An 18,413-nucleotide genomic window follows, 5' to 3' on the forward strand; every position below is an offset into this window, starting at 1 on the left:
CTAAGCGTTCTCCAGCGAGAGCTTGAGCAGGTTACCGTACTGACTTAGCGACGCTGCGGTGAGCATCTCATAGTGGGTGCAGTCGACCGAATGCGCCGTGATGTTGCCGGTGATGAACGGCCGCCAACTCTGCAGGTGCGATCGAATGGCTGCGCGATTGCGCATTCTGCGCCACCGAGACCGGATCGTCGTGCCCGCATTATCGCCCGGTTGATGACTCGAAGCCGAGAAGATCACGACGTCGCCGTCGAAAATCTCGGGTTCATGTTCCAACAGTCGTAGCTGGTTCGCGTTGAGGCTCTTGACCATGAACTCGACCAGCGCCTTGGCCGGTGGGACGAATCCCGACTCCTTGTTTTGCTCTGCGATTTTCTCGACCCGTCGGTAACGGAGTGGCCGCCGATGCGTTGGGACGTCAATGTGGTTGGATCCCAACATATATTCCAGTACCAAGCCCTCGGCCAGCGCAGCGTTCTTCGCCACCGTGCGATAAGCGCGGGCCCGCAAACCTCGCGCTTTGTTCATGTTGAGGGCCGCATCCATCAGGATCAAGCGTTGCACCTCGCAGCCGCGGCGCTGGAGCTCGATGGCCACCTCATGTGCGACAACGCCTCCAAAGGACCAGCCGAGAATCTTGTACGGGCCCTCTGGACAGAGGGCTTGTAGCCGGTCGGCATAGCTTTCTGCCATGTTGCGGATCGTCACCGGCTCGGCCTCATGCGTTTGGGGAATCTGGTTGAGACCGGTGATCGGGCCCTCCAGATATTCACCGAGCGCTCGATAAGACCAGCTCAAGCCGAAGCCGTCGTGGATGCACCACAACGGCACGCCTGCACCGTTCTTGAGCACATCGACCGGCACCACTTCCTGCTCGCTGTCGGCTCGTCCCACCTGCCGCGCCAGGCTACGCACCGAGGGTGCGTCGAACATGACGCGCACCGCCAGCTGAGTATCCAGAGCTTTGTTGATCGCGGCGACCGCTCGCATGGCTGACAGCGAATCGCCCCCCAGGTCGAAGAAGGAATCGTCGATGCTGACGCGCTCCAACCCGAGCACCTCCGTGTAGACGCCGGCCAGGATCTGCTCTGTGGGGGTTCCCGGTGCCTGATAGGCGCCCACGCGATATTCCGGCGTGGGTAATGCCCTGGTATCGAGCTTTCCGCTAGACGTCAGCGGCAGCGCATTCACGACCACAACCGCGGCCGGAACCAGATAGGCGGGCAGGCGTTCTGCCAAGTCCGCCCTCAGTCGCTCCGGATCAACTGTGCCGCTGTTGGTTTCGGTGACATAGGCGACCAGTCGCTTGTCACCCGGCCGGTCCTCACGCACGATCACCGCAGCCTGCCCCACCCCAGCCATACCGGCCAAAACTGCTTGTATCTCCCCCAACTCGATGCGATACCCACGAATCTTGACCTGCTCATCAGCCCGACCCAGATACTGCAACTGCCCATCAGCACCCCACCGCACCACATCCCCGGTGCGATACATCCGCATCCCCGGCCCACCGAACGGACACGCCACAAACCGCGATCCCGTCAGATCCGACCGCCCGAGGTACCCACAGGCCACTCCGCGACCTGCCACGTACAACTCACCCGTCACCCCCGCAGGCACCGGACGCAACCACTGGTCCAGCACGAACAACGCCGTCGTCGACACCGGAGCACCGATCGGCACCACACCCGACGCGGGCACCAGCGGAGCGCTCATCGATGCATACACCGTCGCCTCGGTCGGCCCATAGGCGTTGATCACGACTCGGTCCGGCGCCCACCGATCCACCACGTCGGACGAGCAGGCTTCACCGCCGAGCAACAACGCGACCGACTCCAAACCTTCCGGCGCGAGCGCCGCCACCGCGGACGGGGTTTGGGTCAACACGTTGACCTGCTGCGCCACGAGGAAGTCATGGAATTCTGCGGGCGAGGTGGCCACATCTTCAGGCACCACGACCAGCCGACCACCGGTGAGGAGCGCAGCCCAGATTTCCCATACGGAGAAATCGAAGGCGTACGAATGGCACTGTGTCCAGACCTGCTTCGCCGGCAGTCCGGTCGGCATCGATGCGGCCAGATGAGCCAGGCTGTGGTGGGTTATGGCCACGCCCTTGGGTGTGCCGGTGGTGCCGGACGTATAGATCACGTAAGCGATATCCGTAGCCGACGGCGGCGGTACCGACGTGGTCGGGTAGCCGTTGATCTCCGCGCCGCAGATGTCGATGACCGGCAGATCGAATGCCGCCAGTCGGCCGGTCGATACCCCGGTGGTGATCGCCATCACCGGCGCGGAGTCGCCGATCATGAACTGCACCCGCGCCTCCGGCAGCACCGGATCGATCGCCAGATATGTCGCTCCCGTTTTGAGTACCGCCAGCATCGCAACAATCGCCTCGGCACTGCGACTGAACAGCAGTGCCACGCACATGCCCGGCCCCACACCTCGGTCAATCAGCAGGTGAGCCAAACGATTCGAAGCTTCGTCCAACTCGCCGTAGGACATCGAGCCACCCGTGAAACTCAGCGCTGTGGCCTCTCGAGAGTCAGCGACCTGCCGGGCGAACAGCGTCGGTACCGATGTCGGCGTCACCGGCTCGGTCAACGCCGTCCAATTCCCGACCGCTTCGATGAAGGCACGTTCGGAACCATTGAGCAGGTCCACCGACGACACGGAACGATTCGGATCGGCGATCAACGCCTGCACCACGCGCTGCAGCCGATCGATGAGGATCTGGATGCTGGCCGCGTCGAACACATCGGTGCGAAACTCGACCATCCCGCCGATCCCCGCAGGCTCACCGGTCCGGCTGAATCGTTCTTCGAGAGAGAATGCCAGATCCATCCGCGCGGAATGGGTATCGGACGACAACGGGCTGATTTGTACATCGCTCAGTAGCGACGTGGAAGCGGACTCAACTCCGTCCCTCACGGCGAAGTTCTGCCAGGCGAACAGCACCTGGATCAGCGGATGGTGGGAGAGGCTGCGGCTCGGGTTCAGCCGATCGACCAGGACCTCGAAGGGAACATCCTGATGCTCGTAGGCCGCCAGGCTGCGGGCGCGTACCTGTTCGAGCAACGCGGCCACGGTCGGATTACCGCCCAGATCCACCCGCAGAACCAGGGTATTGACGAAGAAGCCGACCAGATCCTCCAATGCCGGGTCTCGCCGTCCGGCGATCGGGAATCCCACTGCCACATCGCTGCTGGCACTCAGCTTCGACAACAGCATCGCCAAAGCCGCCTGCATCACCATGAAACTGGTGGCGTCATGCTGCTGAGCCAGTTGCGCTATCCCCAGTTGCAACTCCGCCGGCCAGTCCACTTCCACACTCGCGCCCTGATGGTCGGCCACCTGCGGATAGGCCCGATCCGTTGGCAATTCGAGCCGCTCGGGTAGCCCTGCCAGTGCCTTGTCCCAATACGCCAACTGCCCGGAGATGACGCTGTCGGCGTCGGCCAGGTCACCGAGATGCTCACGCTGCCAGAGGGTGTAATCGACGTACTGCACCGGCAGCGGTTCCCACTCCGGAGCCAGCCCGGCACAGCGGCTCGCGTATGCCACTCCGATATCGCGCATCAACGGCCGGATCGACGATCCGTCGGCAGCGATGTGGTGCACCACCACCGTCAGGGCATATTCGTCAGTTCCCGTGCGGAGAAGCATTGCCCGCAGCGGTATCTCGGTTGCCAGGTCGAAGCTGTGCCCAACCTCGGCACTGACCGCCGCGGTCAGCCGTTCGATCGGCCAGCCTTCGGCGTCGACAACCCGCCAGTTGAGGTCGACTCGGTCGACGGGAAGCACCACCTGTTGCGGAACACCGTCGGGCGCGGCGAACACCGTGCGCAAGCTCTCGTGACGGTTCGCCACATCAAGCAGTGCGCACCCCAACGCCTCGGTGTCCAACGCGCCCCTGATCCGGTACGCGGCGGGCATGTTGTAAACCGGTGAAGGCCCCTGCAATTGGTCCAGGAACCAGAGGCGCTGCTGGGCGTAGGACAACGGCACGACCGGCGGTCGCGCGTAGGCACGTAACGGTGGTCCGGCATGCTCCGCCGGATGAAGGCGAATCCACTCGGCCAGTGCGGCGACACTCGGCGCGTCGAACAATGCCTTGATCGGGACGTCGACGCCGAGTTCCAGTCGGGCCCGAGCGATCAGCCGGGTGGCAGACAGCGAATGCCCGCCCAGGTCGAAGAAGCTGTCATCGATTCCCACCCGGTTCATCCCGAGAACCTCACCGAACAACGACGCCAACAACCGTTCACGCTCGTCCCGCGGCGTCCGATAGGCCATCCCGCTGCTGAATTCGGGGGCCGGCAGCGCACGCCGGTCGAGTTTGCCGTTGACCGTCAGCGGCAGCGAGTCCAACACCATGATCGCCGCAGGCACCATGTAGTCGGGCAATCGGCCACTGGCGAAGGATCGCAACTCGGTCACCCGCTCGATCGCTGCCGGATCGTTGACATACCCGGCAAGCGACCCCACCGCGGACTGCGGCCGGTAGACGTCTGCCAACGTGGGTGCGTCGACGCCCGCCACGGCGCGGGTGAGGACGATATCGACCAGGCCGTCGGTCGGCGACCATGTCACAGCCGTGCGGTAGCCCAGTTCTCGGCCCAGCCGGTGGCACTCGTGCGGCAACACCGCATCATCACAAGATTGTGTGCCCGAGCGCAATTCGCCGATGGTGAGTCGTTCTCCGGTTTCGGACAGTGCCTGCGCCATCGCCACGTCTGACCAGATCCCGGCGTAGGGCACGCCCGTGACGCGTAGCTCCGGCAGCTGTTGATCGCGCAGATAACGCTCCAGCTCACCCAGGCTGCCGAAACGTTGCCAGGGTTGGGACGGCAAGTGCGCGACCGAGTACACCCGCGCAGGCGTTTTACGCAGCACCACCTCGTAGCGGTACCGACTCAGTTCGTTGACCGCACGCATCTCCTTCAGCTGGAGTTCGACCGCCGCGATGTCGGGCAGGTGTTGAGGCAGCGCCACGAAGAACTCCGGGGCCAACAGCAGTTCCTGCTCGGCGAGCATCTCCCGGCGAACTCGCTCGGCCACCGTGGCCGCGTCTTCGTCGCAGCTGCTGTCGGCGCACACGACGCCTGCGGTGAACGCGCGTAATAACGACAGGTTGCGTACGTCGCCGAGGAACAGCGCTCCACCGGGCGCCAGTGACCGCATGGCAACGGCCAGCACGTCCAACAGGTACCCGGCACTGGGAAAGTACTGGATGACCGAATTGAGCACCACCACATCGAAATACCCTGTTGGCAGACCATCAGCGACGTCGGCCGGCTGCACCCGTAGCCGCACCCGATTCCCCCAGTGCCGGCCGCTCACCCCGGCCTGCAACGACTGAATCGTCGGTGCGGAAAAGTCGGTGCCCCAGTACTCGACACATTCAGGTGCCACCTGCGTGAGGAGAAGGCCCGAGCCAACGCCGATCTCCAACACCCGTTGTGGTCGCAGGGCCAGAATCCGGTTCACCGTGTCCGAACGCCAATCGCGCATCTGGTCCAGCGGGATCGGTTCTCCGGTATAACTGCTGTTCCAACCTCCGAAATCTTCACCCAACTCGCTCGGGGCGCCCTCGGTGAAAGATTCGCCTGTGTACAGGCCGCCGTATACGCCTTGCCACTGTTCGACCAACGCCGATTCGCGCGCCGGTTCACGGACCAACATCATCTCTTTGTCCAGGACGACGTAACTCACCAAGTGCTTGTCACCGGTGCCGTCACCTGTCGTCGGTGCGGACGTGTGGGCTACGGTGACCGCCTGAGAAACCCGCGGGTCGGCAGCGAGTACGGCCGTGATTTCACCCAATTCGATGCGATAACCGCGGATCTTCACCTGCTCGTCGGCGCGCCCGCCATACCGCAACTGGCCGTCCGGACCCCACGACACCAGATCACCGGTGCGATACATGCGCCTTCCCACATTGCCGAAGGGACAGGCGACGAATCGCGAGGCGGTCAATCCCGCGCGGCGTACATAGCCCACCCCGACCCCGCGCCCGGCAACATACAACTCGCCGACGACTCCTGGCGGCACCGGACGCAGGAACCGGTCGAGCACGAACAACGCCGCACCCGGCACCGGCAGACCGATCGGCACCACCGTACTGCCGGCCTGCAACGGAACGCTCATCGTGGCGTACACCGTGGTCTCGGTCGGGCCACAACCGTTGAGCATCACGCGGTCAGGTGCCCAACGATCCACCACATCGATCGGGCAGGCCTCGGCAGACACGATCAAAGTCACCGCCTCAAGGCCGGCCGGTGAGAGCATTCCGACCGCCGATGGGGTCTGGCAAAGCACCGTGACATGCTCGTCGACCACCAACGCGTGCAGGTCCTGTGGCGAGCGTGTCACCTGCTCCGGCACCACCACCAACCGGCCTCCGTGCAACAGCGCACCCCAGATCTCCCACACCGAGTAGTCGAACGCCAAAGACGAACAGGCGGACCAGACCTGATGTGGGCCCATCTCCAAGCCCTCAAAGTGACCGTCGAAGAGCCGGGTCACATTCTGGTGCGTGACCGCAACACCTTTCGGGCGCCCAGTGGTGCCCGAGGTATAGATCACATAGGCCACATCGTCCGGCGCCGGAGGAGGCAACGCAGTCGACGGCTGCCCATCGATGCGCGGATCGTCGACGTCGACGACCGTGAGATCGCAGCCGTCGAATCGCTCGGCGTAACCGTCGGTCGTGATCGCCACGACAGGCCCGCAGTCCTCAAGCATGAATTGGACCCGAGCCTCAGGATGCGCCGGATCGATCGGCAGATAGGCGGACCCCGTTTTGAGGACCGCCAGAATCGACACGATTGCTCGGGCGGACCGGTTCAACAACAACGCCACATACTGACCGGGGCCCACGCCTTCATCGACCAACAAGTGTGCCAACCGATTCGACGCCTCATCCAATTCTCGGTACGTCCACGACCGGCCCTCGAACCGCACCGCCACGGACTCAGGGGATCGGAGCACCTGCCGGGTGAACACCTCCGGAATTGCGTACTCTGTCACCGAGTCGGTCAGACAACCGCGACGACTGAAACCGTCGATCCGGGCGGACTCTGCGACATCGAGCACATCCACCGATGAAAATGCCCGGGTTGGGTCGGCAGTCATCGCCATCAGGACCTTCTGCAGCCGTTCGACCAAGGCTTCGATGCTCGCCTCATCGAACACATCAGTACGGAACTCCACCGTTCCCCATATGCCCGCCGAGGCGCCATCCGGCGCCCAGTGTTCCCGTAGGAAGAACACCAGATCCATACGCGCAGAGCTGGTTTCCGCACTCAACGGTGTCGCTTGCACGTCTCCGAGGGCGAGCGACGCCGAGGGGTCGTTGTCCAGGCCGGGGAAGTTCTGCCAAGCGAACATTGTCTGGATCAGGGGATGATGGGTCAGACTCCGAGTCGGATTGAGCCGCTCTACCAGCACTTCGAACGGCACATCTTGATTCTCGTAGGCTTCCAAGGTGGTGGCGCGCACCTGCGCCAGCAATTCGGCGATCGTGGGATCCCCGCCCAAATCCACCCGCAGAACCAGCGTGTTGACGAAGAAGCCGACCAACTCGTCCAGTGCCGGGTCACGCCTCCCGGCAATCGGAAAGCCGACTGCCACATCGGTACTGGCGCTCAGCTGGCCCAGCATCAGCGCCAACGCAGCTTGCACCACCATGAAGCTGGTCGCGTTGTGTTCCCGCGCCACCCGAGCGATCTGCTGCTGCACCTCGGCCGGCCAATCGATGGCCACGCTCGCGCCCCGGTAATCGGCAACCGGCGGATACGGGCGGTCCGTCGGCAGCTCCAGCAGTTCGGGGAGCCCGGACAACTGCTGTTCCCAGTAAGTCACCTGGGCAGCTATCGGGCTCTCGACGTCGGTGAGGTCTCCGAGATGCGCACGCTGCCACAGCGTGTAGTCCACATATTGCACCGGCAACGGAGACCAGGCCGGGGCGTGGCCGACGCAACGGGCGGCATACGCCATTCCCAGATCACGCGCCAGCGGGCCGATCGACCAGCCGTCCGCAGCGATATGGTGCACAACGGCCACCAGCACATGCTCGTTCTCGTCCAGCCGGAACAAGGTGGCCCGCAGCGGGATCTCGACGGCCAGGTCGAAGGTGTGGCCGACCTCGGCGCTCACCGACTCGGTCAATCGTTCGACCGGCCAGTCCTGCGCGTCGATGACCCGCCAGCCGAAATCTGCGTTCTCGACATCCACCACGACCTGTCGCGGTACGCCGTCGACCGCCGGGAACCGCGTGCGCAAACTCTCATGTCGGCCGATGACGTCGACCAGCGCCGCCCGCAACGCTTCACAGTCCAACGCACCGGTAATCCGGTAGGCGGTGGGCATGTTGTATGTGGCCACCTCGCCCTCGAGGCGGTTGATGAACCACATCCGGTTCTGGGCATACGACAGCGGTACCACCGCCGGCCGCTGCTGGGCCGTCAATGCCGGCAACCCGCCCGAGCCGGTGCCGATCCGCGGTGCCAACCCGGCGACGGTGGGTGCATCGAACAGGGTGCGTACCGCCAACTCTGCATCCAGGCTGGTATTGATCGCGGCAATCAACCGCATGGCCGACAGGGAATCTCCACCCAGTTCGAAGAATGAATCGTCGATCCCGACCCGCGGCAGTCCGAGCACCTGTGCATAGATGCCGACCAGAATCTCCTCCACCGCGGTGGTCGGCGCCCGATAGCGATCACTGTCGGAGTAATCCGGTGCGGGCAATGCTTGCTTGTCCAGCTTGCCGTTCACCGTCAACGGCAACGCCTCCAACACCATCACAGCCGCAGGGACCATATAACCTGGCAACCGCTGCGCCAGGCGAGTCCGCACGTCACTGAGATCAACGGTGACGCTGGTTGTTTCGGTAACGTAACCAACCAGTCGCGTGTCGCCCGGCCGGTCCTCACGCACGATCACCGCAGCCTGGCCCACCCCAGTCATACCGGCCAAAACTGCTTGTATCTCCCCCAACTCGATGCGATACCCACGAATCTTGACCTGCTCATCAGCCCGACCCAGATACTGCAACTGCCCATCAGCACCCCACCGCACCACATCCCCGGTGCGATACATCCGCATCCCCGGCCCACCGAACGGACACGCCACAAACCGCGACGCGGTCAGAGGACTGCGACGCACATAGCCGACACCGACCCCATGGCCCGCCACATACAGTTCGCCCACCACTCCTGTCGGCACCGGACGCAACCACTGATCGAGCACGAACAACGCCGCCGTCGACACCGGCACACCGATCGGCACCACACCGGATCCGGGCACCAGCGGGGCACTCATGGTCACGCCCATAGTTGTTTCAGTCGGGCCGTAGGCGTTGACCATCACCCGGCCCGGTGCCCACCGATCCACCACCTCGGGCGCACATGCCTCACCGGCCACCATCAAAGCCGTCGACTCCAGGCCTTCGGTCGAAAGCATGGCCGCCGCCGAAGGTGTCTGGGTCAATACGCTGATTCTTTCGGCCACCAGAAGATCGTGGAAATCCTCCGCGGAGGCCACCACCGACTCGGGTACCACGACCAACCGACCACCGTGCAAGAGCGTGCCCCAGGTCTCCCACGCCGAAACATCGAACGCCAGAGAATGGCACAGGGGCCAGGCGCCGCCCAGAGGTACACGAAGTCCGGACAGCATCAGTTGGGTGATGTTGTGGTGGGTGATGGCCACTCCCTTCGGCACACCGGTGGTGCCGGAGGTGTAGATGACGTAGGCGACGTCGTCGGGTGACGGCGCCGGTAAGGTGGCGCTCGACCTCGAATCGATTCTGGGATTGTCGACGTCGATGACCGGCACGCCGTGGCCGAGCAAGCGGTCGGCCAATCCACTGTTGGTGATCACCGCAATCGGCGCAGCATCAGCGAGCACGAATTCGATGCGGGCGTCGGGATGCATCGGATCGATCGGCAGGTAGGCCGCACCAGACTTCAGCACCGCGAGGATCGACACAACCGCCTTGTCAGATCGCTCCAAGAGCACGGCTACGCAATTACCGGGCCCGGCACCGTGTTCGATCAGTTCGTGCGCCAATCGGTCTGACGCCTCATCCAGTTCCCGGTAGGTCATCGAGTGCCCGGCAAACGTCACCGCGAGCGCCCCGGGGGCCTTGGCGACCTGCCGGGCGTACACGGCTGGAACCGATGCCGGCTGCATCGGTGTCACCAGCACCGCCCGGTTACTGACCGCATCCAGCCGCACCTGATCAGACTCGTCGAGCAGGTCGACCGACGACAGCCGTCGGCCGGCATCGGCCGTCATCGCGGTAACCACCCGCTGTAGCCGTCCAACCAGCACCTCGATACCGGCCGCGTCGAACACATCGGTACGGAATTCGACCTTGCCCGCGATACCCGCAGGCTCTCCGGCCTCGTCGAAGCGCTCCCCCAAAGAGAAGACCAGATCCATTCGGGCCGTGCGGGTATCCACCGGCAGCGCCGTCACCTGTGCCTGACCTAGTGCAGCCTCGGCGGTTGCGTCCTCGGCGAAGTTCTGCCAGGCCAGCGTCACCTGGACCAACGGATGATGGGTCAGGCTACGGGTCGGGTTGATCCGATCCACCACCACCTCGAACGGCACATCCTGATGTTCATAGGCGTCCAAGGCGCGCTGACGAACCTGGCTCAACAGCTCGGCAATCGTCGGATCGCCACCGACATCCACCCGTAACACCAAGGTGTTGACGAAGAAGCCGACCAAACCGTCGAGCGCCGGATCCCCACGGCCGGCGACCGGAAAGCCCACGGCTACATCCGAACTCGCGCTCAATTTGCCCAGGAGTACGGACAAGGCGGCCTGCATCACGATGAAGCTCGTCGCATTGTGCTCCCGCGCCACCCGTGCGATCTGGCGCTGAACCTCGGCCGGCCACTGCACCTCTACGGTGGCGCCGCGGAAATCGGCCGCCGGCGGGTAGGGCCGATCCGTCGGCAGTTCCAAACGCTCGGGCAGTCCCGCCAGCTGCGTTTGCCAATACGCTGCCTGCCTGGCGATCCGGCTGTCGCTGTCGTCGAGATCGCCGAGGAAGCTGCGTTGCCACAACGCATAATCCACGTACTGGACGGGCAACGGTGCCCACTCCGGTGAATGGCCTGCGCACCGGCTGACATAGGCCGACCGCAGATCCGAGACCAACGGGGTCACCGACCAACCGTCAGCAGCGATGTGGTGCACCACGACCACCAGGACATGACTTTCCTCGGTGATGCGAAACAGCGTGGTGCGCAACGGAACGTCGGCCGCCAAGTCGAATGTGCGCGCCTGGGCGAGATCGACCGCCTCTGCCAGTTGCCCTGCAGACCAATCGCGGCCATCGACGACCTGCCAGCCGAAGTCAACCTGCTCGGCGGGTAGCACCACTTGCTGAGGTATCCCGTCGACCGCGGAGAACAAGGTACGCAGAGTTTCCTGACGCCCGACGACGTCAGCGAACGCCTGTCCGAGAGCGTCGGGATCCAGTTTCCCGTCGATACGCAGTGCTGCCGCCATGTTGTAAACGGCTGACGGGCCCTGCAATTGGTCGAGGAACCACAGCCGCTGCTGCGCATAGGACAACGGAAGTACGGCGGGGCGGTCGCCGGCAACCAACGGTTCACGCCCACCCGAACCGGCGCCGACCCGCATCGCCAACTGCGCCACCGTAGGGGACTCGAACACTGCCCGCACCGCGACGTCGGCATCCAGACTGGTGTTGATCGCGTTGACCACCCGGGTCGCCGACAGCGAGTCGCCGCCGAGGTCGAAGAACGAGTCGTCGACACCGACGCGGTTGAGCCCGAGCACCTCAGCGTAGATACCGACCAGGATCTCCTCGACGGCAGAACTGGGAGCCCGGTAGAGATCGGCATCGACATAATCGGGCGCAGGCAAAGCGCGTTTGTCCAGTTTTCCGTTGACAGTCAACGGAAGTGCATCGAGGGTCACCACAGCTGTCGGCACCATGTAGGACGGCAGCCGCTCGGCCAGCGCGGCACGGACCGCCCCACAATCGACTGCTCCGGCTGCGGTTTCGGTGACGTACCCGACCAGACGCTTGTCTCCGGGGTTGTCCTCACGAGCGATCACCGCCGCCTGACCCACACCAGGCAGACCGGCCAGGGCCGATTGCACCTCGCCGAGTTCGATGCGATACCCCCGGATCTTGACCTGTTCATCGGCCCGGCCCAGGTACTCCAACTGGCCGTCGGCACCCCATCGCACCAGGTCGCCCGTGCGGTACATACGGGCCCCAGGGCCACCGAAGGGGCAGGCCACAAAGCGCGCGGCGGACAGGCCGCTGCGGTGCACATAACCGACTCCGACGCCGCGTCCGGCGACATACAACTCGCCGACCACACCAACCGGCACCGGGGACAACCATTGGTCCAGTACGAACAGCGCTGCCCCGGGCACCGGTCCACCGATCGGGACGATGTCGGTGGCCGCGGCCCCCGTCCGGTCCAGTGGGGCACTGATGGTGGCATACACCGTGGTCTCAGTCGGCCCATAGGCGTTGATCGTCAACCGATCACCCGACCACCGGTCCACCAGCTCGGGCGGGCAAGCCTCGCCCGCCACCACCAACGCAACCGATTCCAAACCCTCCGGTGTTAGCATCCCGGCAGCCGACGGGGTCTGACTCAACACCGTGACGTGTTCGGAGACCAACAAATGGTGCAGTTCCTGGGGCGAGCGGGCCACCTGCTCGGGCACCACCACCAGCCGACCGCCGTGCAGCAGCGCACCGAAGATGTCCCACACCGAGACGTCGAACACCAGCGAGTGCCACTGCGTCCAGACATGATCTGGGCCGGCCAATGCCGGATCCACCGACTCCACCAGCTGCGTGACGTTCTGATGAGTGATCGCCACGCCTTTCGGAACGCCGGTGGTGCCCGAGGTGTAGATGACGTAGGCGAGATCATCGGGGGCTGCAACGGATATTCCACTGACCGGGTAGCTGTCGATCCGGAAATCGTCGACATCGATGACCACCAACTCGATGCTCTCCAACCGCGGCGCCAGCCCAGCAGAGGTCAATGCAACGATTGGCGCGGCATCGTCGATCATGAACGTCATGCGCGTGTCGGGCAGATTCGGGTCGATGGGCAGATAAGCCGCCCCGGACTTCAGCACCGCCAAGATCGACACGATCGCTTGTAAAGAATGTTCCAGCAACAACGCAACGAATTCGCCGGGGCCGACGCCCAGCCCGACCAGTAAGTGCGCCAACTGATTCGATGCCTCGTCAAGTTCGCGGTAGGTCATCGTCCGGCCGTCGCAGGTAACTGCAACTGCCTCCGGTGCCCGGGCCACCTGCTGGGCGAACACGGCAGGAATCGGCACGGCGGTCGCCGGCGCGGTCAGCACCGCACGATTGCCGAGCTCGAACAGCCCGGCATGCTCGTCCTCGTCCAGGAAATCCAGCGACGACAGCCGCCGACTCAGATCAGCGGTCATGACAGCCCTTCCACCTCGGCGGTCATCGCCATCAACACCCGGCGTAACCGTTCAACCAGCCGCTCAACGCTTCTCGCGTCGAACACGTCGGTACGAAACTCCACCGTCCCTCCAATCCCGGCCGGTTCACCGGTTACGCTCCACCGTTCCCCCAAGGCGAAGGTGAGATCGGTTCGCGCGGTCTGGGTTGCCGCGATCATCGGAGTGACGCGTACGTCGCCCAGGGCCAGTCCGGCGGCAGGATCGGTGCTGTGCTGCCAGGCCAGGTTCTGCCAGGACAAGATCACCTGCACCAGCGGGTGGTGGGTCAGGGACCGGGTCGGCTTGAGTCGATCGACGAGCACCTCGAACGGCACGTCCTGATGCTCCAGGCCGGCCAGCCCGCGCTGACGTACCTGTTCCAGCAGTTCGGCGACCGTCGGGTCGCCACCCAAATCGACGCGCAGGACAAGGGTGTTGACGAAGAAGCCAACCAGGTCGTCCAGTGCGGGGTCGGTACGCCCGGCGACCGTGATGCCCACTGCCACATCCGAACTGGCTCCGAGCTTCGACAACAACAGGGCCAACGCAGCCTGGACCACCATGAAGCTGGTGGCATTGTGCTCGCGCGCCACCACGGCGATCCGTTGCTGCAGTTCGGCCGGCCAGTCCACCGCCACACTGGCACCGCGGTAATCGGCCACGGTCGGGTAGGGACGGTCGGTGGGCAGCTGGAGACGCTCGGGCAGCCCGGCCAGAGCCTCTCGCCAATAGTTCAGCTGTGAGGCGATCCGGCTTTCACCGTCGGTGAGCTCACCCAGATGCTCGCGCTGCCACAGGGCGTAGTCGGCGTACTGCACCGGCAGCGGCGCCCAGCCTGGCGCCTGACCCGCACACCGGCTGGCATATGCCGCTCCCAGGTCAGCCACCAGCGGGGTGATCGACCAGCCGTCGGCGGCGATATGGTGCACCACCGCCGCCAGCACATGCTCTTCCTTGCCAACCTGGAAAAGGGTTGCTCTCAAAGGTATTTCCGCATCGAGTTGGAACGGGTGGCGCGCCACCTCGCCGATGGCCCGCTCGAGCCGTTCGGCCGGCCAACCGGCGGCGTCGACCACCTGCCAGCAAAGTTGGACCCGATCCGGTGGCACCACCGACTGGTGAGGCAGCCCGTCGCTCACGGTGAACAGCGTGCGCAGGCTTTCGTGGCGGCCGACCACGTCGGCCAGGGCGTGTCCCAGCGCAGCGGTATCGAGGTCGCCGCTCAACCGTAGCGCGACCGCCATGTTGTATACGGGTGACGGCCCCTGCAGCTGATCGAAGAACCACAGCCGCTGCTGCGCATACGACAGTGGCAGGTGCGGTGGACGTGCCATCACCCGAAGCGGAGGCCGGGCTTTGTCGCTCTGGTGCCGATCCAGGTATGCGGCGAGGGCTCCGGCGGTCGGCGCGTCGAACAGATACCGCACCGGCACCTCGCGGCCCACCGCCGACTCCAACCGCGCACTGACCCGGGTCGCAGTCAACGAATCTCCACCCAAGGCGAAGAAGTCGTCATCGAGTCCGACCTGCTCAAGGCCGAGGACATCGGCGAAGGCCTGGGCGATGGTCTTTTCGATCGGTGTCTGCGGAGCCCGGAAGGCGGTAGCGGCAAATAACGGTTCCGGCAATGCCTTACGGTCGATCTTGCCCGAGGTGGTCAGCGGGAACTCTTCGAGCACCATGATCTGGCTCGGCACCATGTACTCGGGAAGACGTTCTGCCAGCCACTGCCGTACCACGCTGACCTTGCCGTTCGCATCGGGATCGTTGGCGTAAGAGCTTCGCTGCCGGCTACCGGTCCGCGGCAGGTAGAGATCGGTGAGCACCCCGGCGGTGGCGGCGTATGCCGCTGAAATGAAAACCGCATCGACGGTGCCCGGCTCGGCACCCCAGGTCACCGCGACTCGGTACCCTGCGGCCTCGCCCAATCGGTACAGCTGCTCGGGCGTGACCGGGTCAGCAGGCGTCGTCACCTCTGCCATCGGGTGGCCGGCGGCCAAAGCCTGCTCGATCATCACATCGGTGATCACGCCGGCCCGGGGAATCTCACTGACCCGCACCATCGTCGGACGCTGCGACGTCAACTCGACATGCAGCCCGCTCAACCCCGCGCAGTCGCTCCAAGCCCAGACGGGCGCCGTGGCCGGCGAACATACCTGCGCCGGCGCCTTGTGGATGACGACGTCATAGCGGTAGTGAGTCAGCTCGTTGTCGGCATCGCCGCGCTTGACCTGGATGTCCAACCCGGTCGCCAACGGATGCTCGGCCACCCACGTGGTGAAAAACTCTGGCGCCAAGAGTAATTCCGGATCACCGAGCAACGCCCGTTGGACCCACTGACGAATCTCATCGGGATCGTCACTCGCGTTGCGGACCAGTGCAACCCCGGTCTGGAAGGCTCCCTGCAGGCTGTGGTTGCGTACGTCGCCGAGGAACAGCCGGCCACCGGGAGACAAGAGTTCGACGGCTTTGTCGATGACCTCGGCCAGATATGCGGCGTTGGGGAAGTACTGGATGACCGAGTTGAGGACGATGGTATCGAAGTGGTTCGCCCGCAGCCCGTCGACCACATGAGCAGGTTGGGCCAACAGCTGGACGCGATCCCGCCACGGAACCTGCATCTGGTCAAGAGAATTCGCCAATGTCTCCATGGCGACGGCCGACATGTCGGTGCCCACATACTGTTCGCAGTGCGGAGCCACCTGAGACAGGATCAGACCCGAGCCGGCACCGATCTCCAGCACTCGCTGCGGTTGCAGCGCCAGGATCCGGTCCACCGTGGCCGACCGCCACTCCCGCATCTGCGCCAACGGGATCGCCGCACCGGTATAACTGCTGTTCCACCCGCGGAAGTCGCTGCCGAACTCCGGCGTCTCGGTCTCTGCGTCGTACAGTTCGTCGTACATCTGCTGCCACTGATCGACGACTTCGGCATCGTGATCGGCCGTGCTGATCTGCTCCAGGGCCACATAGGCGACCAGATGATCGGCGGAGTCTCGTCGACACACCGTCGCGGCGGCCCGGCTCACCTGTGGACAGGCCAGCAGAGTGTTCTCGATCTCGCCCAATTCCAGCCGCTGCCCCCGCAGTTTGACCTGCGCATCAGCTCGACCGAGGTACTGCATCGCGCCGTTCGGGGTCCACCGCACCAGGTCACCGGTACGGTACATCCGGTCGCCCGGCCCGCCGAACGGGTTGGCCACGAACCGATCCGCAGTGAGGTGCGGCCGTCCGGCATAACCCCGCGCCAACGCCGGTCCGACCAGGTAGAGCTCACCCACCACGCCCACCGGCACCGGCTGTAGCCGAGCGTCGAGCACCAGCGCACAGACCCCGGGGATCGGCGCACCGATGTCGACCGGCCCTCCCGCCGTCAACGGTGCCGTGCAGGTCGACCAGATCGTGGCTTCGGTGGGGCCGTAGGCGTTGTACATCGACCGACCCGGTGCCCAGACGGCCACCAACTCCGGCGGGCAGGCCTCTCCGGCTGTGAGCAAAGTGTCCAGCCGTTCGCCCAACTGAGTGCGGTCCAGGGTCGCCAGCACAGTCGGGGTGATCACTCCGGCGTCGACGCGTTGGTCGTGCACCAGGGCCGTCAATGCCTCGCCGGCGTAGGAGTCGGGTGCCGCGATGACCGATGCTGCTGAGCAACCGGCCGCCCAGATCATCTCGAAGACCGAGGCGTCGAAGGTCGGTGCTGCCACCATGAGAACCCGGGACGGACGCCGCGAATCGGACAGAGCACGTTGCGCCTCGGCAACCCCCAACAAGCCGGCATGGCTGACGGCGACGCCTTTCGGCGTGCCGGTGGAGCCAGAAGTGAAGATCACATAGGCCGCGTCGTCAGCGCTCACCGGCGCCGACCGGTCAGCGTCCGTGATCGGCTCGGCCGACCAGTACGACAGATCGAACTCGTCGATGCGCAGTACGAAACGGTCGCCGGCACCGGCTACGGTGTCGGTCCCCGAGGTCAGTACGCAGGCCGCCTCAACGGTGTCGAGCACGGTGGCAACCCGGTCAGCCGGATGTGCACGATCCACGGGAACGTACACGCCACCGGCTTTGAGCACCGCCCACCAGGACACCAGCAACTCGGCAGACCGACCGATCGCCACCCCGACGGCACGCTCCGGACCCACCCCGTTGTCGATCAGCGCCCGCGCCAACCGGTTGGACGCCTCATCCAGTTCGCGGTAGGACATCTGTCGCGACCCGTCGATGACCGCCACCGCACCCGCCGCGGTCGCCACGGCGTCTTTGAGCAACTGATCGCCCAACGCCACCGGGGCGTCGATTCCCGAGCCAGACCACCCGCGCAGCACCAGTTCCCGCTCATCGTTGTCGAGCAGGCCGACCTCGCCCACCACGATCGACGGGTCGGCCACGACCGCTGCGACCATCCGCTGGAACCAGTTCACCAGCCGCTCGATGCTGGACCGCTCAAACAGATCCGTGGCATAGGTCAGCACTCCTGCCGCCATCGGTCCACCGTCGCCAGACACTTCGCGGATGTCGAAATCCAGATCGAACTTCGCGGTTCGGGTGAGTACCGATACTGGTTCGATGTCGGCGCCGTCGAGGGACACTTCCGGCAGCACGTTGTTCTGGAACACCATCGCCACCTGGAACAACGGATGATGCGACGTCGAACGCGCCGGATTGAGCTGCTCCACCAACAACTCGAACGGCATGTCTTGATTGGCATAGGCATCCAAAGCCTTCCGGCGTACCCGGTCCAGCACGTCCGTGAACCGCAAACCGGGTCTCACTTCCACCCGCAGTACCCAGGTATTGACGAAGAACCCGACCAGATCGTTCAGTGCGGCATCCGTTCGCCCGGCGATGGCCGTGCCCAACGCCACGTCGTCACCGACACCGGCTCGATTCAGTACCACCGCCGCCAGCGCCTGCAG

2 protein-coding genes (1 of these 2 only partly in view) are annotated in these 18,413 nt (G+C 64.7%); both read right to left on the bottom strand.

Annotation, left to right across the window (positions count from 1 at the left end):
* A complete protein-coding gene (locus tag A5740_RS22585; RefSeq protein WP_076197769.1) occupies positions 1–13,479 on the bottom strand; it encodes a non-ribosomal peptide synthetase in 13,479 nt (4,492 codons plus the stop codon).
* Positions 13,476–18,413, bottom strand: the 3' end of a protein-coding gene (locus A5740_RS29230; protein WP_076197771.1) for a non-ribosomal peptide synthetase. The gene runs 14,619 nt beyond the window's last position; only the last 4,938 of its 19,557 coding nucleotides appear in the window; its start codon lies off the right edge, out of view; the stop codon is at positions 13,476–13,478. Before A5740_RS29230 ends, A5740_RS22585 begins: the two co-directional genes overlap by 4 nt.

It is taken from the genome of Mycobacterium sp. GA-1841 (genome assembly GCF_001954135.1).
In the GTDB taxonomy this organism is placed as follows: domain Bacteria; phylum Actinomycetota; class Actinomycetes; order Mycobacteriales; family Mycobacteriaceae; genus Mycobacterium.

Bases quoted from the DNA above. Each gene is read 5' to 3' on its own strand.
- A5740_RS22585 (WP_076197769.1), bottom strand. From the start codon at position 13,479: ATGACCGCTGATCTGAGTCGGCGGCTGTCGTCGCTGGATTTCCTGGAC.